Origin of the sequence: Sinorhizobium medicae (genome assembly GCF_007827695.1) — a bacterium.
GTDB classification, from domain to species: Bacteria; Pseudomonadota; Alphaproteobacteria; order Rhizobiales; family Rhizobiaceae; genus Sinorhizobium; species Sinorhizobium medicae.
Genome location: NZ_VITA01000004.1, coordinates 68,149 through 89,971, shown reverse-complemented (window position 1 = coordinate 89,971; position 21,823 = coordinate 68,149). Strand labels below are relative to the sequence as shown.

The window sequence follows — 21,823 nt, the reverse complement described above, 5'->3', positions numbered from 1 at the left end:
CGATATGCCCGGGTCCGGGAAGAAGAAGGGTTCGCATGCTCAGCAAGACACTCGTTCCGCAATCGGTCGCACGCGAAATTCAGACCATGATCAACAGCGGAACATTGAAGGCGGGGGAAAAGATTCCCTCCCAGCGGGAGTTCTCGCAGAAGTTCGGCATCAGCCGCGCTTCTCTGCGGGAAGCCCTTCTGACCCTGGAAACGCTTGGTCTGCTGAAGACGGAGCCGGGCCGTGGCACTTTCGTCGCCGAGGCGCAGGGCCGGCCCTCCGGTGACATGGCGCCGTGGCGTTACTCCGACAGCTATTCTGTATTCGATGTATTTCAGACCCGGATCATGCTTGAAGGCGAAATCGCACGGCTTTCCGCCGGACGCCTCACACAAATCCAGCTCGAAAGGATGGAAAGGGCGACCCGTACGATGGAGGAGTGCTGGGCCAATCAGGACCTCCTGGCGAATGTGGAGGCGGACCTGGAGTTCCATGGGGTCATCGTTTCCGCCTGCTCGAACGCGATGCTGCGCGCGCTCTATCAGACCGTACGTGACCAGCTTACCGAGACCCAACGTCAACCAATCCCTCACACGGATCCAGAGCGGATGAAGGCTTCGATTTCAGAGCACCGGCGTATCATCGCCGCGCTTGCGGCCAATGACGGGCTTGGCGCCAGGCATGAAATGGAGACGCATATCCGCAACACCGCGCAGTGTGCGGGGCTCGCGCCCTGACCCGGTGCCGGGCAACGCCGTGAACCTCCCTTCACGGAACTGTCGCCAAACCGTTGAAATAGTTTCATCCGTCTGTAACGTCACTGACATCCGGCTCGCCGATGGTCCGCTCGCGAAAGCTCTACATTCGCGAAACGGAACCGGAGGCAGGTCTTGGCCGCACTTCTGCGCACGCTGACCAGGCGTTCTTTCCTCTTCTCGGCCGGCGCCGCTGGTCTCGTCGCGTCTTCGGGACTTGCAACGCCGTTCTATGCTCGCGGGTATGGGCGGCCGGAATTTGCCCATGGGGTGCAGTCCGGCGATGTCGATACGCGATCCGGCATGATCTGGACGCGCGTCGATCGGCCGGCGCGCGTTTCCGTCGAATATTCGACCACAGAGAGCTTTTCGAACGCCGTAAGGCTTGCCGATATCGATGCGACCCCGCAGACAGATTGCGCCGTCAAGTGCCGGCTCGACGACCTGCTGCCGGACCAGGATGTCTTCTACCGCTTTACCGCGACGGATCTTTATGATGCCAACCGCGTCTCGGACCCGGTCGTCGGGCGCTTTCGCACCGCACCCTTGCGCCGACGCTCGGTGCGCTTCGTATGGTCCGGCGATACGGCGGGGCAGGGCTGGGGCATCGACGAGGTCGGCATGAAGACCTATTCGACGATGCGGCTGCATGAGCCGGACTTCTTCATCCATTCCGGCGACACGATCTATGCCGACAACCCGATCCCCGACGAGATCAAGCTCCGCGACGGCGGCATGTGGAAGAACCGTATCGTCACGCCCGAGAAGCGCGACGTTGCGCGCACGCTCGAGGAATATCGGGGCCAGTGGAAATATAACCTTCTCGACGAGCACGTGCGCGGGCTCAATGCCGAATGTCCTACCTTTTATCAGTGGGACGACCATGAGGTGCTGAACAATTGGTCGGCGTCGACGGATCTCAGCGATGATGCGCGCTATCCCGAGAAAGACGTCGCCGTCTACGCCGCCCGCGCCGCTCGCGCATTCCACGAGATGACGCCGATCCGCACGGTGCCGACGCAGCCGGGGCGTATTTTCCGCAAGGTCGCTTACGGCCCGCTGCTGGACGTCTTCTTCGTGGACCTGCGCTCCTATCGCGGCCCCAATCAGGGAGATGGCGGTGGCGGCCTTTTCGGCTGGCGGCAGATGGACTGGCTGAAGCGCGAGCTCGCGGCATCCAGCGCTACCTGGAAGGTGATAGCCTGCGATATGCCGGTCGGCCTCGTCGTCTGGGACGACTACTCGGCCAGGCGCGGATCGGATGCGATCGCCGATGGCGGCAGCGGCGCGCCGAAAGGGCGCGAGACGGAATTTGCCGACCTCCTGCGCTTCATCCGCGACAATGCGGTCGACAACATCGTCTGGCTCACGGCCGACGTGCATTATACCGCAGCGCATCACTACGATCCGTCGCGCGCCGCCTTCAAGGATTTCCTGCCCTTCTGGGAGTTCGTCTCCGGCCCGCTTCATTCCGGCACCTACGGCCCGAAAGAACTCGACATGACCTTCGGCCCCGAGGTCCGCTTCATCAAGGCTTCGGGCGGAGGCGTCGACAGCAACCTGCCGCCCTCCGCAGGCCTGCAGTTCTTCGGCGTCGTCGATATCAGCGGTCAGACGCAGCAGATGACGGTGCGGCTGATGGACCGGCAGGATCAGGAACTCTGGCGTGTGACGCTGGACCCGGCAGCGGCCGCATGAGCATTGCAGGCGTAAACGCAGGCCTGCTCTGCGCGGCGGCCCCTTTCGCTTTCGTGAAAAAACCTGTATGAGCGCGGCAACTGAAAAGCGGTACCCGCCTTGCTGCGCGTGCCCACGAACTTTCCGAGACAAAAAATGAGCATTCGCAACATCGCGATCATCGCGCACGTCGACCATGGGAAAACCACGCTCGTCGACGAACTCCTGAAGCAGTCGGGCTCCTTCCGCGACAACCAGCGCGTCGCCGAGCGCATGATGGATTCCAACGAGCTGGAAAAGGAACGCGGCATCACCATCCTTGCCAAGGCGACATCGGTGGAATGGAAGGGTACGCGCATCAATATCGTCGACACCCCCGGCCACGCCGACTTCGGCGGCGAGGTCGAGCGCATCCTATCGATGGTGGACGGTGCCATCGTTCTGGTCGACGCCGCCGAGGGCCCCATGCCGCAGACGAAGTTCGTCGTCGGCAAGGCACTCAAGGTCGGTCTTCGCCCGATCGTGGCAATCAACAAGATCGATAGGCCCGATGCGCGCCACGAGGAAGTCATCAACGAGGTATTCGACCTTTTCGCGGCGCTTGATGCGACCGATGAGCAGCTCGACTTCCCGATCCTCTACGGCTCCGGCCGCAACGGCTGGATGAACGTCGCGCCGGAAGGTCCGCAGGATCAAGGCCTGGCACCGCTTCTCGATCTCGTTCTCGACCATGTTCCGGAGCCGAGCGTCGGCGAGGGCCCTTTCCGGATGATCGGCACGATTCTCGAAGCCAATCCCTTCCTCGGCCGCATCATCACCGGGCGTATTCATTCCGGTTCGATCAAGCCGAACCAGCCGGTCAAGGTTCTTGGGCAGGACGGCAAGCTGCTCGAATCCGGACGCATTTCCAAGATCCTCGCTTTCCGTGGCATCGAGCGCCAGCCGATCGAGGAAGCCCATGCGGGCGACATCGTGGCCATTGCCGGCCTTTCCAAGGGCACCGTCGCCGATACCTTCTGTGACCCGGCGATCAGCGAGCCGCTGAAAGCGCAGCCGATCGATCCGCCGACCGTCACCATGTCCTTCCTCGTCAACGATTCTCCGCTCGCCGGCACCGAAGGCGACAAGGTCACTTCGCGCGTCATCCGCGACCGCCTCTTCAAGGAAGCGGAAGGCAATGTCGCGCTGAAAATCGAGGAATCGTCCGAGAAGGACTCGTTCTACGTTTCCGGCCGCGGCGAACTGCAGCTTGCCGTGCTTATCGAAACCATGCGCCGCGAAGGCTTCGAACTCGCCGTTTCGCGTCCGCGCGTGGTCATGCACAAGGACGAGAACGGCCAGCTTCTGGAGCCGATCGAAGAGGTCGTCATCGACGTCGACGAAGAGCATTCGGGCGTGGTCGTTCAGAAAATGTCGGAGCGCAAGGCCGAAATGGCCGAGCTGCGTCCGTCCGGCGGAAACCGCGTCCGGCTCGTCTTCTTCGCGCCGACCCGCGGTCTCATCGGCTATCAGTCGGAGCTTCTGACCGACACGCGCGGCACGGCGATCATGAACCGCCTGTTCCACGACTATCAGCCCTTTAAGGGTGAGATCGGCGGCCGGGTGAACGGTGTTCTGCTCTCGAACGATGCAGGTGAATCCGTGGCCTATGCGATGTTCAATCTGGAAGATCGCGGCCCGATGATCATCGACGCCGGCGAAAAGGTCTATGCCGGTATGATCATCGGCATCCACACGCGCGACAACGATCTGGAAGTGAACGTGCTGAAGGGCAAGAAGCTCACCAACATGCGCGCCTCCGGCAAGGATGAAGCGGTAAAGCTGACGCCTCCGATCCGTATGACGCTCGACCGGGCGCTGTCATGGATCCAGGACGACGAACTGGTCGAAGTGACGCCGAAATCGATCCGGCTTCGCAAGATGTACCTCGATCCCAACGAGCGCAAGCGCTTCGAGAAGACCCGCACCGCGGGCGCCGCCTGAGGGGCAAGTCCAACCTTCTGATTTCGTCGATCTACAGAACCCCGGAGCGATCCGGGGTTTTTGCTGTGTGTGCCTTTCGCGGGCGGCTTGCGGATAAAGTTAAAAAGGCGTTAACCTTGGATCGGATGTCGTTAAACTTGCCTGTGGGTTAACGCCACGCGGCAGCACGGCGGGATTCCGGTTCGCTGTATCGTGTGTTTAGAGTCGCAAGTCATGAAGACTGTTTCGATCGAGGTTCGGCCCGGAGAGCCGCATGAAGCGGCGGCGATTGCCGAGGTGCATCGTGTTGCATGGCTGCAGGCTTATGGCGGCATCATTCCGCACCGCCCGCTCGTCCGGATGGTCAACCGCCGCAACGAGACATGGTGGCGCAAGGCCACGCGCGGGCCGGCGACACTTCTCGTCGTCGACGTCGCCGGGACGATAGCCGGCTATGCGACGTTGGGACTGAGCCGGGCGCGGGCAATGCCCCAGGAAGGCGAGATATACGAGATCTATCTCAGGCCGGAGTTTCAGGGGATCGGTCTCGGGCGCGTTCTCTTCGGCGAAGCCAAGAGCCTGTTGAAGTCGCTCGGCTGCGATGGTCTCGTCGTCTGGTGCCTCGAAGAAAGTGAGCACGCCTACAATTTCTTCCTGTCGGCCGGCGGCCGCGACGTGGCCGAAGGAATGGAAGATTTCGGCGAGAAACATCTGAAGAAAGTCGGCTTCGTCTGGAATTGACCGGCCGCCATTGCCCGGATGATGCCGGGGCGACGCGACCTCAAATCATCTGATCCAGGCCGCGTCATTTCGGGCGAAAGTGGGTGGGTTCGTCCGCCTCCTCGCCCCGTTTTCCGTGATAGCTTGCCCGATCCGTACCGTAGCGGAAGCCCGTCGCCCTTTCATCCGCTACTCGGCCGCCAAAAGGTTCGCCTCGGCATCGGCGAGCGCGTCGACATAGCCGATGACGCATCCGTCCCGGTGGCGTCGGTGTGAACGCTGTCATTGCGAGTGCAGGCGCCGAAATCAGCATGCGGAAACGAAATAGCGAAGTTTCGGGCGCATCTTCTGCTCCCGGAATAAAATATCGGCTCCGCCCCTTTTTGGCCGTGCGGCCTGCCTACAGCAAATCCGCCCGTCCGGAACCAAAGTCATGTTGCATCGCGGCATGTTTCCCTTTATCCGACGGGGCGACTTAGAAACGATCTTGGAGGTGCTCATGCGGATCGACGCGATTTCCATCGGAAAGAATCCACCGGAAGATGTCAACGTGATCGTGGAAGTCCCGGTCGGCGGGCATCCGATCAAATATGAGATGGACAAGGAGGCTGGCACCCTTGTGGTCGATCGCTTCCTCTATACGCCGATGACCTATCCCGGCAATTACGGCTTCGTGCCGCACACCCTTTCCGATGACGGCGATCCGATCGACGTGCTGATCTGCAATACCCGTCCGCTCGTCCCGGGCTGTGTCATCAATGTCCGTCCTATCGGCGTAATGATGATGGAAGACAATTCCGGCCAGGACGAGAAGATCATCGCGGTGCCCTCCGCCCACCTCACCAAGCGATACGACAAGGTGCACAGCTATACCGACCTGCCGGAAATCACGCTCAAGCAGATCGAGCACTTTTTCGAGCACTACAAGGATCTGGAGCCCGGCAAGTGGGTGAAGATCTTCGGCTGGAAGGATGCGGCCATGGCCAAGCAGCTGATCAGTGAAGCGGTCGAGCGCGCCAAGACGAAGAAATAAGAACGGTCCTGTTTCGCTGAGACAGGGAAGAACCTTCATAATCCTCCGGATCGGCCGCGATCCGGAGGGTTTTTTTGTTGGGTTTCACCAGCCGCGACATCGCTCCAGCGTTTTCTAGCTGCAACTCCGGACGGAAAACCCCTGCGCAGTTTCCTAGAATGGCTTTAGCTCAGCAGCGCCGGAGCGATGGTGGTGTTGAGGAAGAGCTGGATGAAATAGAGGATCACCAGCACCACCAGCGGCGAGAGGTCCACGCCGCCCATATCGGGCAGCACGCGCCGGATCGGCCGGTAAAGCGGTTCGGTCAACTGATAGAGCGAGCGGCCGATCATGTTGATCGCCTGATTGTTCACGTTGATCACGTTGAACGCATAGAGCCAGGAGAAGATGGCCGAGGCGATGATCAGAAACCACGCAATGTTGATGATGAAATTCAAGGTGCCGATAACAGCGAGCATGCCAGTCTCCAATTCGTTGTTGACAGACATGTAGACATTAGGAACTAAACGGGCAAGTACGCCGGCCCGCCTCGCGCGATCATGTTTAATGGCGCGGAGCGCGTCTTTCTTCCCCTTCCCGCAACGATCCGTATCGGTTCCGATGCGAATCACCGATGCGGGATCTTCAAGTCTGCATGCTCCCGTCGTCGAATTTAAATGATATCAGGAGCACGCAGCAGGAGCATTCCAGCATGTCGGCCGTTCATGCCGCGCACCGTTTCGCTGCCTTCAGGCATGTCGGCTACCGGCGCTATTTCTTCTCACGACTGCTTGCCTACTTCGCCGTCCAGATCATGTCGGTGGCCGTCGGCTGGCAGATATACGATCTTACGCGCGATCCATTGTCGCTCGGCCTCATCGGCCTTTTCCAGTTCCTGCCCTCGCTCTTCCTCATTCTCGTGACGGGCAGCGTGGCGGACCGTTACAACCGCCGTGCGATCATGGGCATCTGCATGCTGGTCAGCACGCTCTGCGGCGCTGCACTCCTCCTGTTGACGGTGACGGGACTGTTTTCGCCCTGGCCGGTCTACGCGATCCTTGTCGTGTTCGGCATAGAGCGCGCTTTTCTGGGCCCCGCATCCCAGTCTCTGGCGCCCAATCTGGTGCCCGCGGAAGACCTGTCCAATGCCATCGCCTGGAACTCGACCTCGTGGCAGACGGCAATGATTGTCGGTCCGGTGGCGGGAGGACTGCTCTACGGTCTGGGTCCGACCGTACCCTATGCGGTCAGTCTCGGTTTCTTCGCTGCGGGCGCCCTGATGGTCTTCGCCGTGCCGAAGCCGGAACAGCGGACGCCGCCTTCGGCCGAGACCTGGAAGACGATCACCGCAGGATTCCGCTACATAAAGGCCGAGAAGATCGTGCTCGGGGCGATCTCGCTCGATCTCTTCGCCGTGCTGCTCGGGGGCGCGGTCGCGCTCATGCCGGTCTTTGCGCGCGATGTCCTGACGCTCGGGCCATGGGGTCTCGGGCTGCTGCGGGCAGCCCCCGGCATCGGTGCTGTCGCCATGGCGGTTTGGCTTGCCGCTCATCCGATCCGAAATCGAGCCGGCCTCTACATGTTTGTCGGCGTTGCTCTCTTCGGCACCGCAACGGTCGTTTTCGGTCTGTCGGCGACGCCGTGGATCTCGATTGTCGCGCTCATCGTCATGGGCGCTTCCGACATGATTTCGGTCTATGTGCGCGAAATTCTGATCACGCTCTGGACGCCGGACGAGCTGCGCGGCCGGGTGAACGCCGTCAACATGGTGTTTGTCGGCGCGTCCAACGAACTCGGCGAATTCCGCGCCGGCATGATGGCATCCGGTTTCGGCGCAATCTTCGCCGTCGTCTTCGGTGGTCTGGGGACGTTGTTGGTGGCACTTCTCTGGGCGGCGGGCTTTCCGCAATTGCGCCGGATCGACACGCTGGATGTGCCGGAGGCGCAGCGGGGCGGATGAGCTTCGATATCCACGGGTGGCTTGAGCGATACGGCGGCGGCATATTCCCTTCACCCCGCAAGCGAGGGAAGGTGGCGGCAGCCGGGTGAGGGGCCAGTCGACGCAGCGTGACAGGAGTGGTTGGTCATCAAGTCAAACCCGGGGAGGGGCCCCGTAATTCACGACTGCAAGCCGGTCCGGTTTATCCGACCGCCTCCATTCTTCAGGAAAATCAGCTCCAGGAGGTTCTCCATCCATGTCCGCAGCGGATGGTCGTGCAGCATCCGGCCCTCCAGATGCGCCTTGCCCAGCTGTGCCCCCGGGAGCACGAAACGGTGTGCGCCGTGAACGACCCAGCGATGCATCATCGCCCGCGTCAGCTCACCGTGAAACTGAATACCCCAGGCGTTTTCGCCGTAGCGGAAGGCCTGGTTGGGATAGGTGTCTCCGGTCGCCAGAAGTTCGGCGCCCTTCGGCAGGTCGAATCCTTCGCGATGGAAGTGATAGACCATTGCCGGCCAGTCCATCAGCGCGCTGCCCGCCTCCGTGGCTCTTAGCGGGTACCAGCCGATTTCGGTCATGCCCTCGTGATGAGGTTCGACCTTGCCGCCGAGGTTGCGGGCCAGCATCTGAGCCCCGAGGCAGATGCCGAGATAGGGCTTGTTTTCGAGGAGCGGCACGGACAGCCAGTCGATTTCACGCCGAACGAACTCTTCCTCATCATTGGCGCTCATCGGTCCGCCGAAGATGATCGTGCCCATATGGCCTTCCAGCGTCGGAGGCAGATCGTCGCCGAGCGCCGGACGGCGGATATCGAGTGAGAAGCCCATTTTCTCGAGAATATGGCCGACACGACCGGCACTCGAGCGCTCCTGATGGAGGATGATGAGGATGGGTCTCTTGGCGTCACTGGCCCCTTGCGGCATCGTCAACTTCCCTGTTGCGCCTCGTTCTCCTCCACCATGTCGATCTTGGCTGCTGCTTCTTGCCGTTTCAAGACCCGGTCACGACCGGAGACGCCGAGGAGGTCGGCAATCCGCCAGATCGCATGGTCTTCCATTTCGCTGCGCGAGCCGTCCGCGTAAACGATCTCCCACAGCATTCCGACGAGCTCGATACGCTGCTCTTCGGACAGGTGCCGCTTTATGTCGGAGGTGAACCGATAAAAGTCGATCGCCTCGCTTTCGGCGTTCTCGCCGGCCTCGATCAATGCATTGAGCACGGCATCGTCGAGCCTGTAGTGATCCTTGATGAGCGCGCGCATCTTGCGGCGCTCAGAACTGCGGACCGCACCATCCGCTTCCATGACCTGGAAGCAGAGACCGATCACGGCCACCCTTGGATCGCCCGCTTCAATCTGAGCCGAGCCCGTCATGCCTTCCAGAAATGCGCGAAAACGTTCGAACATGCACTATCGCCTGTTGATATCGGGTTCAGAAAAGACGGAAGTTGCCGGTGTTCTGTTCCGTCGACGCCGGCTCGCGTACGCCCGGATCGTCCGGAGGTCGGCCGAAAAAGGGATCCGGCGCCTCCTCGGAATCCTTGCCTTTGGCGGGCGAGGCGACCGCCGGGACCGGTTCTTTCCGGTTCGGATCCCCGGCTGGAGGGGCGACCGTTTCGTTCGGGTCGGGAACGGTGATGGCTTTCTCGGGCTCGGCCTCAACGCGCTCTGCCGGCGGGGCGGCATCGACGGCGCTTTCAGTCTCGGGTTCAGTGGCCGGGCGAGGCACGGTTGCGACGGGCGGGAGGCTGCGAATTGCCGCGTCCGGGTTCAGATACCCTTCTTCGGTTGCGGCCGGTAGCCGCGCCGGTGGAGCTTTCCACTCGAACGCGTCGAGGCGACCGGTGACCGGCGAGACCGGCAGCCAGCTCGGCGATGTGACACCGTCAGCGGTCCAGGCTGGATCGCGCGGGCTCCTGAGCGCCTGCGACATCCAGTAACGGATGCGGCCCTCGTCCCCGGTGTCGGCTTCTTCTATATCCGCGAGCAGCAGAAAGATGCTTTCCCTTGGGTCGATCCGGGCGGCGGCCTCTGCCTTCGTCCGCGCAAGCGCGAGTTCGCGCGCTTCGAGCGCCGCCTCGGCGACAGTGGCCAATGAAACAGCATTGTTACCGCGAAGCGTTTCAAGTCTTTTTGCGCGCTTCAGGCGATCGAGGGCGGAATCGCCGCCGCGCGCCCGCACGTAAAGACGCGCGATCTCCGGATGGGGATCCAACTTCCACATTTTTTCGAGGATCGAGGCGCCTTTGCGCAGATTGTCCTCGCGAAACAGCGCCTTGGCGGCAACCAGCGCCGCCGGCACGAGACTGTCGTCGAGCTTCAGCGCCGCCCTTGCGTCGTCACGTGCGGATTTCGGGTCGGCCTCCAGTTGTTCCATCGCCCGCGCTGTCAGGAGAACGGCCTTCTTGCGATCCGCCTCCTTCCTTTCCAGCACATTGGCGGCGCGGCTCTGATCGAGCAGCCGGATAGCCTCGTCCCACTGACGCGCCTGGCTGCGATGGTCGAGCGTTGCGAGCGTCGCCCACGGCAAGTGCGGCGCCTTTTCGGCGGCACGCTCGGCATAGTGGCGCGCGGCTTCATTTGCGCCGAGCCGCTTGGCTTCGAGGTAAAGACCGCGCAGGCCGAGCTCGCGCGTCTCAGGATCATCCGCCATCAACTCGAATTTCTTGCGCGCGTCGTCGTATTTGCCTTCGATCAGCGAGGTCTGCGCTTCCAGGAGATGGATCAGCGGCTCCTGGTCGGAGCTGATCAGGCTACGCGTGCGCGCGGTCATCTTGCGTGCGAGATTGGCATCACCGGCGCCGGCTGCGATCAGGCCGGTCGACAGCGCCTGATAGCCACGGTCGCGCTTGCGGGCGCGAAAATAGCGCGTGACCGTATGGGGAGACGACCAGATCGTGCGGAGCAGCCAGACGGCGATCAGAACGGCGGCGAAAACCGAAATCAGGAGCGAGGCGGCGCGCAGCAGGCTCATCTCGATCAGCTGACCCTGCCAGATTAGCGACAGTTCCCCCGGGCGATCCGCGAGCCAGGCAAAGCCGAGAGCAAGGCAAAGGACGAGCAGGACGAAGAACAGTATTCGAATCATGTAGTCTTCTTTCTCCCGCTAGATCGGCTCACTGAAGCAGCGAAACGATCTAACTCTTTCAAACGACGCATTCCCGAACGGAAGACCGTTATACACTTTTCCTCATCCCGCTCTAACCTTGTGTACCGGTTCGAACCATGGTCCCGGCGACGGCGGCATCGATCACCGTTTCCACGTTGAGCCGCCGGTCAAGCTTCTCCTTGAATTTCTGGCCGGCTGATCTCGCCGCCTCGGGAAGGCTGTTCCATTCGAGCGATGCGCCCTTGAGATCGCCATTGTCGAGCTTGTCCTCGATGCGTGCGATCACCGCTTCCGGCGTGTCGCCCTCGACGCTGCCGACCGGCCGAACACGGATCCCCGACATGGCGCTGGAGACGAGGCGATCGAAGATCCCTTGGTTGGGATCGGGCTGCTGCAGCGCATTCAGCATCGCGTCGGCCGCCGGCTGGAAGCTATCCCGGAGAGCCGCGCGCGTGGCGACCCCCGTTGCGGCTACAGCCGCCAGTTCCTTGACCGCCGGATCGTCGGGCGCGATGCTGCGCAGGGCGTCGAGTTCTGCGAGGAACGGCCCGCCGCGATCGATCGCCGTCTTCAGTGCCGTCACCGCGACGGCTTTCGCCATATCGATGTCGTTTGCCGGCTCGTTGAGCTTTTGTTCCGCCTGGTCGATACGGCCGGCAAGCTCTGCTCGAGCGGCGTCGGCCGCCTGGCGGGTTTCGGCAAGCTCCGTTTTGAGCGTGGCGATTTCGGTCGTCAGATTGGCGACCTCGGCTTCGAGCGATTTGACCTCAGGCGAGCCCTCCGCATCAGCGCCGGGCTCCCGCGCCGCATTTTCCAGGGCGGCAAGGCGGTTTTCCAGCGGGGCGACGTCGACTGGTGCCGCCGGAGCCTGAGCCCGGAGCTCGGCCTTTATCGCTTCGATTTCGCCCGCAAGGTTCTGCTCGGTGCCAGGCCGCTCAGGTCCGGGCGCAGGAATGTAGCCGGCATATTGCAACACGCCGGCACCGGCGAGCGCGACGAGGCCGCCGAGAATGCCGGCTGCAAGCGCGCCTGCACCCGCAGTCTGCCTCCTCTTCGGCTCAGGCATTTCGCCGCTGCTCGAATGCGGAAGCTTCTCGTCGAAAGCGGCAGCGGCGGCATCTGCCCGTGCCTCTTCCGTTTCCTCTTGCGGATCGCCTGCCGGCAATGGAGGTTCGCCGGTGCCGCCTTCGCGGCTTCGGGCGCCGCCGGTGCCTGCTTCACCGGCTGCCGCCGCCTCGCTCGGCGGCATGTCCACCGGCTGGCTGGGTGCGGCTTCCCCGTCAGCGGTGGCTTCGGTCTGCGCGGACGCGGTTTTCTCCGCCTCGAGATCGATCGTCAGCGGTTCTTTTCCAGCTTTCGAGCGGCGCGGCGGCTTTTCCGATGCCATGGTCACCTCATAAGTTTGCCTATTGGACCGCCTTTTTGCCTGACGGCCTCGCCGGAGCGGACCTGCAGCAGGCACACCCCGTCGTTTCAACATCACCTAAGCAAACCTAGTCAGCGAGAATGAGGAGGGAAAGCCCCTGCCCGTGCTTTTTGACGGAAATGCCTCAGATGAGCCGGGCAAACACGCTGAAGTTACGTCCGTCCAGCCGGCGAACCGCCGGGTTCTTCGCCTATTCGGCTTCGAGGAGCCTGAACAGATTTTCTTCGTCGGGCGCCGCTGCAACCTCGCTGACAAAGCCGGCCGGCAGGATCTCTCTGATCGGCCAGCTCAGGCAGAGGCAACGCGAAGCCAGTTCCGCGGGCTGAAGGCGGCTCTCCCGCAATGTTGCGATCAAGCGCCGCGCGGTCTCGCGGGAGTAGAGCAGCACCGCATCAAAAGGACCAGCGCGGACGAGTTCAGGCAGCGTGTCCGCAGAATAGTGGACCGGCGCCATTCGATAGCATTCGGCGGTCCTGTAATCGACCCGCCTTTCGTGCAAGGACCGTTCGAAGCCCCCGGTCCGCGGCGAGCCGGCGAGATAGACCAGGGCTCCGCCAGCGGGGAGGTGGGCAGCCACCGTCTCGGCGAGCCCCTCTCCGGTTCCCGGCCCCGTGCGGATATCGGTAAATCCGAGGCCACCCGCCGCGCGCGCGGTCGCGCCTCCGACCGAGAAGAGCGGCGTGCCGAAATGTGGCTCAAGCGCAGGCCCGAGCGAGCCGAGGACGCGGACGGCCTCCGCGCTGGTGATGGCAATCGCCTGATGCGGTACACTCAATGCCGTGAGAACCGCATCGGCGAGATGCTGCGCCTGCAACATCGGCAGTATGGCCGTCTCATGGCCCATGGCACCGAGCTTTGCCGCCGTGCTTTCGGCTGACGGGCGTGGCCGGGTCACGAGCACGCGCATCGGCTCAGATCACTATGATTTCAGGGAGGATCGGATTGAAATCTCCGCACGCGCCTCCGGCAAAATCAAAGCGGAACGCGGGGGGTAAATCGCGCATGTTCTTCTTCATCCCGCTCTAGCTCCAGCTCAAGAAGAATTCCGGTCCGGCCTTGGCGCGGATCCGCTCGCCCGCTTCCCGCCCGAGCGCCGCCGCGTCCGCCGTTCTGCCATCGATTTCGATGCGATGGCAGGTCGTGCCGTCCGGCGTCAGGATCATGCCGGAAAAGCGGATACGCGCCCCATCCGACTGCGCGTAACCGGCTATCGGCGTGCGGCAGGAGCCGTCGAGCGTCGCCAGGAAGCCACGCTCGCAGGAGACTGCCTCATGGGTGCGGGGGTCGTCGACAGCAGAAAGCAGCGCGTTGATGCGGTCGTCGCCGAGGCGCGCTTCGATACAGATCGCACCTTGGGCGGGCGCCGGCGGGAACGACTCGGGGTCGAGCAGCTCCGTTGGAACATGGGCCATGCCCAGCCGCCTCAGGCCGGCATAGGCCAGAAGCGTGCCGTCGACCTGCCCCTCGGCGAGCTTGCGCAGGCGCGTCTCGACCTGACCACGATAGGTGATCACGTTGACGTCCGGTCGCAACCGCCGGATCAGCGCCTGACGCCGCAGGGACGACGACCCCACGGTGGCCCCTTGCGGGAGCTCGGCAAGCCTTGTGGCGGAACGGCCGACAAAGGCGTCGCGGACGTCCTCGCGCGGCAGAAAAGCAGAAAGAAACAGACCGTCGGGCAGCTTCGTCGTCATGTCCTTCGACGAATGCACGGCAAAATCGAGGTCTCCCGACAGAAGCTGCTGTTCGAGCTCTTCGGTGAACAGACCCTTGCCGCCGATCTCTGCAAGGGACCGGTCGGTGATCCGGTCGCCCTTGGTGGAGAGTGTGACGATCTCGAACATCTCCACGGGCAGACCATGAGCGGCGGCGAGACGATCGCGCGTTTCATGCGTCTGGGCCAGCGCCAGCGGACTGCCGCGGGTGCCTATGCGGAAAGGTTTTGTTTGCATCCTCTGCCATCCGTTGTTACTGCGTGGTTGCTTAAATCGGAATCGATTTAAGGACGAAACCATGCAGCACTTCAAAGCTTTAAAGCGTCCTTCATGCTCAGACAGACGCACGCCGCTGTGTGAGTTCCGTGTAGCCACCTTTCACTGCGACCGCAATCGTTGAGTATAGCACGTGACGTCCCCGCCATTGCGCATCCTCGGTATTGAGACTAGCTGCGACGAAACCGCGGCATCGGTCGTCATGCGCGACGAGGAGGGCCGCGGAAGGATTCTCGGCGACGTGGTGCTGAGCCAGCTGGAAGAGCATAGCGCCTATGGCGGCGTCGTTCCCGAAATCGCCGCGCGCGCGCATGTCGAGGCGCTCGATACGCTGATCGTAGAGGCGCTGTTGCGCGCCGGCGTCAAGCTTGAGGACATCGACGCGATCGCCGCTACGAGCGGCCCGGGCCTGATCGGCGGGCTCATCGTCGGGCTGATGACCGGAAAAGCGATCGCACGGGCGACCGGCAAGCCGCTCTATGCGGTCAACCATCTCGAAGGTCACGCGCTGACTGCGCGGTTGACCGACGAGCTCCAGTTTCCCTATCTGATGCTGCTCGTCTCCGGCGGGCACACGCAGCTGATCCTCGTCAAAGGTGTCGGTGAATATGAGCGCTGGGGCACGACGATCGACGACGCGCTGGGCGAGGCTTTCGACAAGACCGCCAAGCTGCTCGGCCTTCCTTATCCGGGCGGCCCGGCCGTGGAACGGGCAGCCCGGACCGGCAATCCGGAGCGTTTCGACTTTCCGCGGCCGCTCGTTGGCGATGCCAGGCTCGATTTCTCCTTCTCCGGCCTGAAGACGGCCGTCCGGCAGGCGGCGAAATCGCTGGAGCCGGTGACCGAGGCTGACATCGCGGACATCTGCGCTTCCTTCCAGCGCGCCATTTCCCGCACCCTCAGGGATCGGGTCGGGCGCAGCTTGAAGCGGTTCAAGGCGGAGTCCGCATCCGTGGCGCAACCGGCCCTCGTCGTTGCCGGCGGGGTTGCCGCGAACCAGGCATTGCGCCAGACCCTTCAATCGCTCTGTGACGAGCACGGCTTTCGTTTTGTGGCGCCGCCGCTCTCGCTTTGCACCGACAATGCCGCGATGATCGCCTGGGCCGGTGCGGAGCGGCTGGCCGCCGGCCTGCCGGCCGACGGACTGGATGTGGCCCCGCGTTCGCGCTGGCCGCTCGACGCCGAAGCAAAGGCCTTGATCGGCTCAGGCAGACGCGGCGCCAAGGCATGATGGAATGAAGATGAAAAATCCGAAGACCGGACCAAAGATCGTGGTCGTCGGGGCGGGCGCCTTCGGAACGGCGCTTGCGGCCGTGGCCGCCGACAAAGCCAATGTCACGCTGCTTGCGCGGCGGGAGGAAGCGGCTGAGGAATGCCGCCGGACCGGGCGCAACGAGGCGGCTTTGCCGGGCATCCCGCTTCCGGCAGGCCTTTCCTATTCCTCGCAGGCTGCCGCGCTCGGAGATGCCCACATCGTGCTCTTTGCAATGCCTTCGCAGGCGCATCGCGACGCGGCGCGTCGTTACGGCGATGCAATCGGCGCCAAGGCGATCGTCGTCACCTGCGCCAAAGGCATGGAGCAATCGACCGGCCGGCTGCTCACCGACGTGCTCGACGAGGAGTTGCCGGGCCGCCGCATCGGGGTGCTTTCCGGCCCGGGCTTTGCGGCCGATATCGCCAAAGGACTGCCGACGGCGATGGTGATCGCCGCTCCTGACCGGGCGATCGCGACGGAACTCGCAGAGGTGCTTTCCGGGCGGACGTTCCGGCTCTATCCCTCGGCCGATCGCACCGGCGTTCAGCTCGGCGGAGCGCTCAAGAACGTGCTCGCAATCGCTTGTGGCATCGTCGAGGGCGCAGGCCTTGGGGATTCTGCCCGTGCGGCGCTGATCTCGCGCGGGCTTGCCGAAATGTCGCGCTTCATCGTAGCGAGAGGGGGCGACGCCGATACGGTGCGCGGTCTCTCGGGATTGGGCGACCTCGTGCTGACTGCGACCAGCCACCAGTCGCGCAACCTGCGATTCGGCATAACGCTCGGCAAGAGTGGCCGCGCCGAGGGAAGCGGCGAGCTGGTCGAAGGTGCCTTTGCCGCATCCGTCGCCGCTCGCGTGGCGGGAGAACTCGGTATCGATATGCCGATCACCGAGGCCGTAGCGGCCATCGTCGACGGGAAGCTCGATGTCCGCTCGGCTCTCGAACAACTGATGTCCAGACCGATCACCCACGAATAATTCTCCAGGAGGATCCATGCTCTTCGCACTGCTCTGCACCGACAAGCCCGGCGCGTTGCAATTGAGGCTCGACACACGACCCGATCACCTCGCCTATCTCAACGACCTCAACGCCCGCGGCATTCTGAAAATTGCAGGGCCGTTCCTCGGCGAAGACGGCAAGCCGACCGGAAGTCTGGTGATCGTCAAGGCCGACACGCTCGAGGCGGCAGCGGCGATCGCGGCGGCTGACCCTTATGCGAAGGCCGGTCTCTTCGCCCAGGTCGAGATCAAGGCCTATAACTGGGTCTTCAACAATCCGGAGGCTTGAGGGGCAATGGCGTTCTGGCTCTACAAATCCGAACCGGCCAAATGGTCATGGCAGATGCAGAAGGATGCCGGCGAGAAGGGCACTGAATGGACCGGCGTTCGCAATTACCTGGCGCGCAACAACATGCGGGCGATGAAGATCGGCGACAAAGGTTTCTTCTATCACTCCAACGAGGGGCTTGAGGTCGTCGGCATCACCGAGGTCTGCGCGCTTTCGCATCCGGACACGACAGCCGAGGGTGACGCGCGCTGGGACTGCGTCGACATTCGCGCCGTTATGGACATGCCGAGACCCGTGACCTTGAAGGAGATCAAGGAAAACCCGAGGCTCGCGACGATGTCGCTCGTCACCTCGATGCGCCTTTCGGTACAGCCGGTAACCGAGGACGAGTGGGTAGAGGTCTGCCGCATGGGCGGCCTCGATACTTCGCCCCGTTGAACCCGCAAGCATCGTGAGGACCGATCCGGAAAGTTTCGTCCGCGCCAACACCGGCATTCTTATGCCGCCGCACGTACCGGAAATCCGCCTGCATCTTGCGAGCGAGGCGCATGAGCTTTGGCTGAAGACCGAGGAAGAGCTGGAACAGATCGGTCTGCCGCCGCCCTTTTGGGCCTTTGCCTGGGCGGGCGGGCAGGGGCTCGCACGTTTCATCCTTGATCATCCCGAAACGGTGCGCGGCCGCCGCGTCGTCGATTTCGCTTCCGGTTCCGGCCTCGTCGCCATCGCGGCGAAGATGGCCGGCGCCGACGAAGTCGTGGCCGCCGACATCGATCCTTGGTGCGAAACAGCCGCGCGGCTGAATGCGGAACTCAACGGTGTGTCGCTCGCCTTTGCCGCCGCCGATATCGTTGGATCGGAACGGGCAGCCGATGTTTACCTCGCCGGAGACGTCTTCTACGACAAGAGCTTCGCCGCCCTGCTTTTGCCCTGGTTCGATGCACTCGAACGTGCCGGTGCTGTCGTCCTGGTCGGCGATCCTGGTCGGGCCTATTGTCCGCGCGAGCGGATGACGCCGCTGGCGACCTACGAGGTCCCGGTGACGCGGGCGCTCGAAGACTGCGAGGTGAAGCGCACGACGGTCTGGCGATTCGGTCAGGCGGCCTCGTGACAGCGACGATCGACGGGAGCGTCCGCCTCCTACGGCCGAACGACGCAGACGCCGCGCTCCCACGAGCATGCGCTGGCATTGACCTGAGGCGATAGGATGATGATCTTCGCGCGTTTCGAAGATGTATTGCGTACGATGGTATCCCCGGCAAGGTAGGAGTAGCCGCCGTCCCGGCTGAAATAGATGCCGTTGCCTTCGTCACGATAAGCCGAAAGGCCGCCGGCATAGGTGCCGATATCCGAAATAGGCGTGGGGAAGTCGTGATTCCCGTGGCCGCCGTCACCGCCGAAGGAATGTTCGCCGCCACCGATGATGACCACGGGACGATGGTCGCGCCCGCGGCGGGCGTGACGATGCCAGGGAAATCTGGACCAGGGAGTTCTTGGCCGCACGTGGCGGGTCCTGGTCTGAAAGTCCGGCGGGCTTCTGAAAGCGGAGGACGAGAAACCGTCGACGGTCGTTACCGAACGGTGACGCCCCTTGTGCCAGATGTGATGGGATGTGCGGTGCTTGCCCCGCATGTGGCGGGTGCCGGTTTCCGCGTTACCCACGCCGCCGCTTTCGGCGCGCGCGGAAAGGCCGGCAGGCATCGCAAGGGCGAAGGCCAGGACTAGAACTTTGGTTGCACGGGCCAATTTAAGGAGGTCCATACCGCAATGCCCCCGGACATCTTTAACGAAGCGTTAAAGCGCATCCTGAGGCAAGAGCCCGCAAATGTCACGGATTTCACACCGTTTTTTGCATCTATCCTTAATCGCCCCCTTGTCTCCGCCAGGCTCGAAAATGACGTTTTCCGTCAAATCGATTAAATTGATTTTGCACTGCAAACACACTTGTCGTTAAGGCTTATGGCGATTAAAGGTCCGGATGACTGAATTGCGCACAATCGGTGCGATACCGGATGAACGAGTCCAGTTTGGACGGGAATCCGGTCATCCCGCGAGGTTCCGATGACGAATGTCACAAGAAGCCGGCCGCTCTCGCCGCATCTTCAAATTTACAAGCCGATTCCCACCATGATCATGTCGATTATGCACCGCATCACCGGCGGTGCACTCTATTTCGGCACGGTCCTCGTGGCATGGTGGCTGATCGCTGCAGCTTCGGGCACTGCCTATTACGACTGGGTGAACTGGTTTTTCGGAACGCTCATCGGCAAGGTGGTTCTCTTCGGTTACACCTGGGCGCTGATGCATCATCTGCTGGGCGGTATCCGCCACCTCGGATGGGATCTCGGCTATGGCTACGAAAAGCACTTCGCGACCCGGGTGGCGAAGGCGATGATCGTCGCATCGGCGGCGCTGACGCTCGTCATCTGGATCGTCGGCTATCTCGCTCGTTAAGGGACTTTGACATGAGCATGCGCACTCCTCTCGGCAAGGTCCGGGGTCTCGGTTCGGCAAAGGAAGGTACGGATCACTTCTGGCGGCAGCGCGTCACGGCCGTTGCAAGCATTCCGCTCACCATCTTCTTCGTCGTCTTCCTCGCCCATTATGCGGGCGCTCCGCATGCGGAACTGCTTGCGGCCCTTGCAAATCCGTTCGTGGCGGTGACCATGGGGCTGATGGTTGTCGCCGGCCTTGTTCACATGAAGATCGGAATGCAGGTCATCATCGAGGACTACGTCCATGGGGAGGGCGCCAAGATCGCACTTCTCATGCTCAACACATTCTTCACGATCGCGGTCGGCGGACTCTGTCTTTTCGCCGTCCTGAAGATCGCTTTTGCAGGATAATTTCGCCATGGCATCGATCAGCACGCCCGCTGCAAACGGCAAGGCATACAAGTATGTCGACCACTCCTTCGACGTTGTCGTCGTGGGCGCCGGCGGGGCGGGCCTGCGCGCGACGCTCGGCATGGCCGAGCAGGGCCTGAGGACGGCCTGCATCACCAAGGTCTTCCCGACGCGCTCGCATACGGTCGCGGCACAAGGCGGCATCGCCGCTTCGCTGCAGAACATGACGCCCGACTGCTGGCAATGGCACCTTTACGACACCGTCAAGGGCTCGGACTGGCTCGGCGACGTCGACGCCATGCAGTATCTCGCCATGGAGGCGCCGAAGGCGGTCTACGAGCTCGAGCACTATGGCGTTCCCTTCTCGCGCAACGAGGAAGGCAAGATCTACCAGCGCCCCTTTGGCGGCCACATGCAGAATTACGGCGAAGGACCGCCGGTACAGCGCACCTGTGCGGCCGCCGACCGCACCGGCCACGCGATCCTGCATACGCTTTACGGCCAGTCGCTCAGGAACAATGCCGAATTCTTCATCGAGTATTTCGCCATCGACCTGATCATGTCGGATGACGGACGATGCACCGGCGTCGTCGCCTGGAATCTCGACGATGGCACGATCCACCGGTTCGCGGCAAAGATGGTGGTACTGGCGACCGGCGGCTACGGCCGCGCCTATTTTTCGGCGACTTCGGCGCATACGTGTACGGGCGACGGTGGGGGCATGATCGCGCGTGCCGGCCTGCCGCTGCAGGACATGGAATTCGTGCAATTCCATCCGACCGGCATCTACGGTGCGGGTTGCCTCATCACCGAAGGCGCACGCGGCGAGGGCGGGTATCTCGTCAATTCCGAGGGCGAGCGTTTTATGGAGCGCTATGCGCCCTCGGCCAAGGACCTTGCCTCGCGCGACGTCGTTTCCCGCTGCATGACGATGGAAATCCGCGAGGGACGAGGCGTCGGGAAGAACAAGGACCACATCTTCCTGCACCTCGACCATCTCGATCCGGCGGTACTGCATGAGCGTCTGCCCGGAATTTCGGAGTCGGCGAAGATCTTTGCGGGCGTCGACGTCACGCGCGAACCGATTCCGGTGCTGCCGACTGTTCATTACAACATGGGCGGCGTGCCGACCAATTACTGGGGCGAAGTGCTGAACGCGGACAGCCAGAACCCCGAGCGCATCGCGCCCGGGCTGATGGCCGTCGGCGAAGCCGGCTGCGCTTCGGTGCACGGCGCCAATCGGCTCGGCTCGAACTCGCTGATCGACCTTGTCGTCTTCGGCCGTGCGGCGGCTATCCGCGCCGGCCAGATCATCGACCGCAACGCGGCGGTACCGGAGGTCGATATTGCTGCATGCGACCGCATCATGGACCGTTTCGACCGGCTGCGGCACGCGAATGGCGCAACGCCGACGGCCGTTCTGCGCGACAAGATGCAGCGCGCCATGCAGGAAGATGCGGCCGTGTTCCGCACGCAGGAATCGCTCGAATCCGGCTGTCGGCGCCTGTCGGCGATCTGGAAGGAACTGCCGGATATCAGGGTTACCGACCGTTCGATGATCTGGAATTCGGATCTCGTCGAGACGCTGGAGCTCGAAAACCTGATGGCCAATGCCATCACCACGGTCTACGGCGCCGAAGCGCGCAAGGAAAGCCGCGGCGCACATGCGCGCGAGGACTATAAGGACGGCCCGCTCGGCGGCCGCGATGACGTCAACTGGCGCAAGCATACGCTTGCCTGGGTCAACGACGCGGGCGACGTCCGGCTCGATTTTCGTCCGGTTCACACCGAGCTGATCGCCGAAGGCATCGATCCTTACAAGATCGAGCCCAAGGCCCGCGTCTACTGATCTCGAGGAC

At 62.7% G+C, this 21,823-nt stretch carries 22 protein-coding genes; 14 read left to right on the top strand and 8 right to left on the bottom strand.

Annotated features, from left to right (window positions below; all coding sequences use genetic code 11):
- Positions 1-35: 35 nt before the first annotated feature.
- The 5 genes from FB009_RS08110 (at position 36) to ppa (ending at position 6,135) form a co-directional block, all read left to right on the top strand.
- On the top strand, positions 36-725 hold the full coding sequence (locus tag FB009_RS08110; RefSeq protein WP_012067188.1) for a FadR/GntR family transcriptional regulator: 690 nt from the start codon (positions 36-38) through the stop codon (positions 723-725).
- A gap of 153 nt (positions 726-878) precedes the next feature.
- Positions 879-2,441, top strand: a complete 1,563-nt coding sequence (locus FB009_RS08105; protein ID WP_012067187.1) for an alkaline phosphatase D family protein — start codon at positions 879-881, stop codon at positions 2,439-2,441.
- A 135-nt stretch (positions 2,442-2,576) separates the two neighbouring features.
- Complete coding sequence (gene typA / locus FB009_RS08100) at positions 2,577-4,403, top strand: translational GTPase TypA (RefSeq protein WP_012067186.1); 1,827 nt, start codon at positions 2,577-2,579, stop codon at positions 4,401-4,403.
- Positions 4,404-4,616: 213 nt separating this feature from the next.
- A complete protein-coding gene (locus tag FB009_RS08095; RefSeq protein WP_012067185.1) occupies positions 4,617-5,123 on the top strand; it encodes a GNAT family N-acetyltransferase in 507 nt (168 codons plus the stop codon).
- Between the two features lie 478 nt (positions 5,124-5,601).
- Complete coding sequence (ppa, locus tag FB009_RS08090; protein ID WP_024310859.1) at positions 5,602-6,135, top strand: inorganic diphosphatase; 534 nt, start codon at positions 5,602-5,604, stop codon at positions 6,133-6,135.
- A gap of 164 nt (positions 6,136-6,299) precedes the next feature.
- Here the strand turns inward: ppa and FB009_RS08085 are convergent, their stop codons facing one another.
- Positions 6,300-6,593 carry a YggT family protein gene (locus FB009_RS08085; protein ID WP_024310858.1) on the bottom strand — a complete coding sequence of 98 codons (294 nt, stop codon included), beginning with the start codon at positions 6,591-6,593 and terminating at the stop codon, positions 6,300-6,302.
- Between the two features lie 233 nt (positions 6,594-6,826).
- Here FB009_RS08085 and FB009_RS08080 point away from each other — a divergent pair, with 233 nt between their 5' ends.
- Entirely contained in the window at positions 6,827-8,074 is a 1,248-nt protein-coding gene (locus tag FB009_RS08080) for an MFS transporter (RefSeq protein ID WP_012067182.1), read from the top strand.
- Between the two features lie 158 nt (positions 8,075-8,232).
- On the opposite strand, the gene FB009_RS08075 is transcribed toward FB009_RS08080, so the two are convergent.
- The 6 genes from FB009_RS08075 to hemC form a co-directional block, all read right to left on the bottom strand.
- Positions 8,233-8,979 (bottom strand): glutamine amidotransferase, encoded by a 747-nt coding sequence (locus tag FB009_RS08075; RefSeq protein WP_012067181.1) that lies wholly within the window; start codon positions 8,977-8,979, stop codon positions 8,233-8,235.
- Positions 8,980-8,981: 2 nt separating this feature from the next.
- A complete protein-coding gene (locus FB009_RS08070) occupies positions 8,982-9,461 on the bottom strand; it encodes a tellurite resistance TerB family protein (protein ID WP_012067180.1) in 480 nt (159 codons plus the stop codon).
- Positions 9,462-9,486: 25 nt separating this feature from the next.
- Positions 9,487-11,142 (bottom strand): heme biosynthesis protein HemY, encoded by a 1,656-nt coding sequence (locus FB009_RS08065; RefSeq protein WP_012067179.1) that lies wholly within the window; start codon positions 11,140-11,142, stop codon positions 9,487-9,489.
- 112 nt (positions 11,143-11,254) lie between these two features.
- On the bottom strand, positions 11,255-12,550 hold the full coding sequence (locus FB009_RS08060; RefSeq protein ID WP_024310857.1) for a COG4223 family protein: 1,296 nt from the start codon (positions 12,548-12,550) through the stop codon (positions 11,255-11,257).
- Between the two features lie 229 nt (positions 12,551-12,779).
- Positions 12,780-13,496, bottom strand: a complete 717-nt coding sequence (locus tag FB009_RS08055; protein WP_012067177.1) for a uroporphyrinogen-III synthase — start codon at positions 13,494-13,496, stop codon at positions 12,780-12,782.
- A 115-nt stretch (positions 13,497-13,611) separates the two neighbouring features.
- Positions 13,612-14,541, bottom strand: a complete 930-nt coding sequence (hemC, locus tag FB009_RS08050) for a hydroxymethylbilane synthase (RefSeq protein ID WP_024310856.1) — start codon at positions 14,539-14,541, stop codon at positions 13,612-13,614.
- A 241-nt stretch (positions 14,542-14,782) separates the two neighbouring features.
- Between hemC and tsaD the strand changes: the two genes are divergently transcribed.
- The 5 genes from tsaD to FB009_RS08025 are packed head-to-tail and all read left to right on the top strand — an operon-like array spanning position 14,783 to position 18,229.
- Positions 14,783-15,811: a tRNA (adenosine(37)-N6)-threonylcarbamoyltransferase complex transferase subunit TsaD gene (gene tsaD, locus FB009_RS08045; RefSeq protein ID WP_231234240.1), complete on the top strand. Its 1,029-nt coding sequence runs from the start codon at positions 14,783-14,785 to the stop codon at positions 15,809-15,811.
- 4 nt (positions 15,812-15,815) lie between these two features.
- Positions 15,816-16,811, top strand: coding sequence for an NAD(P)H-dependent glycerol-3-phosphate dehydrogenase (locus tag FB009_RS08040; RefSeq protein ID WP_012067174.1), 996 nt, complete (start codon positions 15,816-15,818; stop codon positions 16,809-16,811).
- A gap of 16 nt (positions 16,812-16,827) precedes the next feature.
- Positions 16,828-17,121, top strand: coding sequence for a YciI-like protein (locus FB009_RS08035; RefSeq protein WP_012067173.1), 294 nt, complete (start codon positions 16,828-16,830; stop codon positions 17,119-17,121).
- A 6-nt stretch (positions 17,122-17,127) separates the two neighbouring features.
- On the top strand, positions 17,128-17,559 hold the full coding sequence (locus FB009_RS08030) for an EVE domain-containing protein (protein ID WP_012067172.1): 432 nt from the start codon (positions 17,128-17,130) through the stop codon (positions 17,557-17,559).
- A 13-nt stretch (positions 17,560-17,572) separates the two neighbouring features.
- On the top strand, positions 17,573-18,229 hold the full coding sequence (locus FB009_RS08025; RefSeq protein ID WP_012067171.1) for a class I SAM-dependent methyltransferase: 657 nt from the start codon (positions 17,573-17,575) through the stop codon (positions 18,227-18,229).
- Between the two features lie 29 nt (positions 18,230-18,258).
- On the opposite strand, the gene FB009_RS08020 is transcribed toward FB009_RS08025, so the two are convergent.
- A complete protein-coding gene (locus FB009_RS08020; RefSeq protein ID WP_012067170.1) occupies positions 18,259-18,879 on the bottom strand; it encodes a hypothetical protein in 621 nt (206 codons plus the stop codon).
- A gap of 300 nt (positions 18,880-19,179) precedes the next feature.
- On the opposite strand from FB009_RS08020, the gene sdhC reads away from it, so the two are divergent.
- Genes sdhC through sdhA form a run of 3 tightly spaced genes read left to right on the top strand, consistent with a single transcriptional unit; the run spans position 19,180 to position 21,813 of the window.
- Positions 19,180-19,572 carry a succinate dehydrogenase, cytochrome b556 subunit gene (gene sdhC / locus FB009_RS08015; protein ID WP_012067169.1) on the top strand — a complete coding sequence of 131 codons (393 nt, stop codon included), beginning with the start codon at positions 19,180-19,182 and terminating at the stop codon, positions 19,570-19,572.
- An 11-nt stretch (positions 19,573-19,583) separates the two neighbouring features.
- Positions 19,584-19,964 carry a succinate dehydrogenase, hydrophobic membrane anchor protein gene (sdhD, locus tag FB009_RS08010; protein ID WP_012067168.1) on the top strand — a complete coding sequence of 127 codons (381 nt, stop codon included), beginning with the start codon at positions 19,584-19,586 and terminating at the stop codon, positions 19,962-19,964.
- Between the two features lie 7 nt (positions 19,965-19,971).
- Entirely contained in the window at positions 19,972-21,813 is a 1,842-nt protein-coding gene (gene sdhA / locus FB009_RS08005; protein ID WP_012067167.1) for a succinate dehydrogenase flavoprotein subunit, read from the top strand.
- Positions 21,814-21,823: the final 10 nt, after the last annotated feature.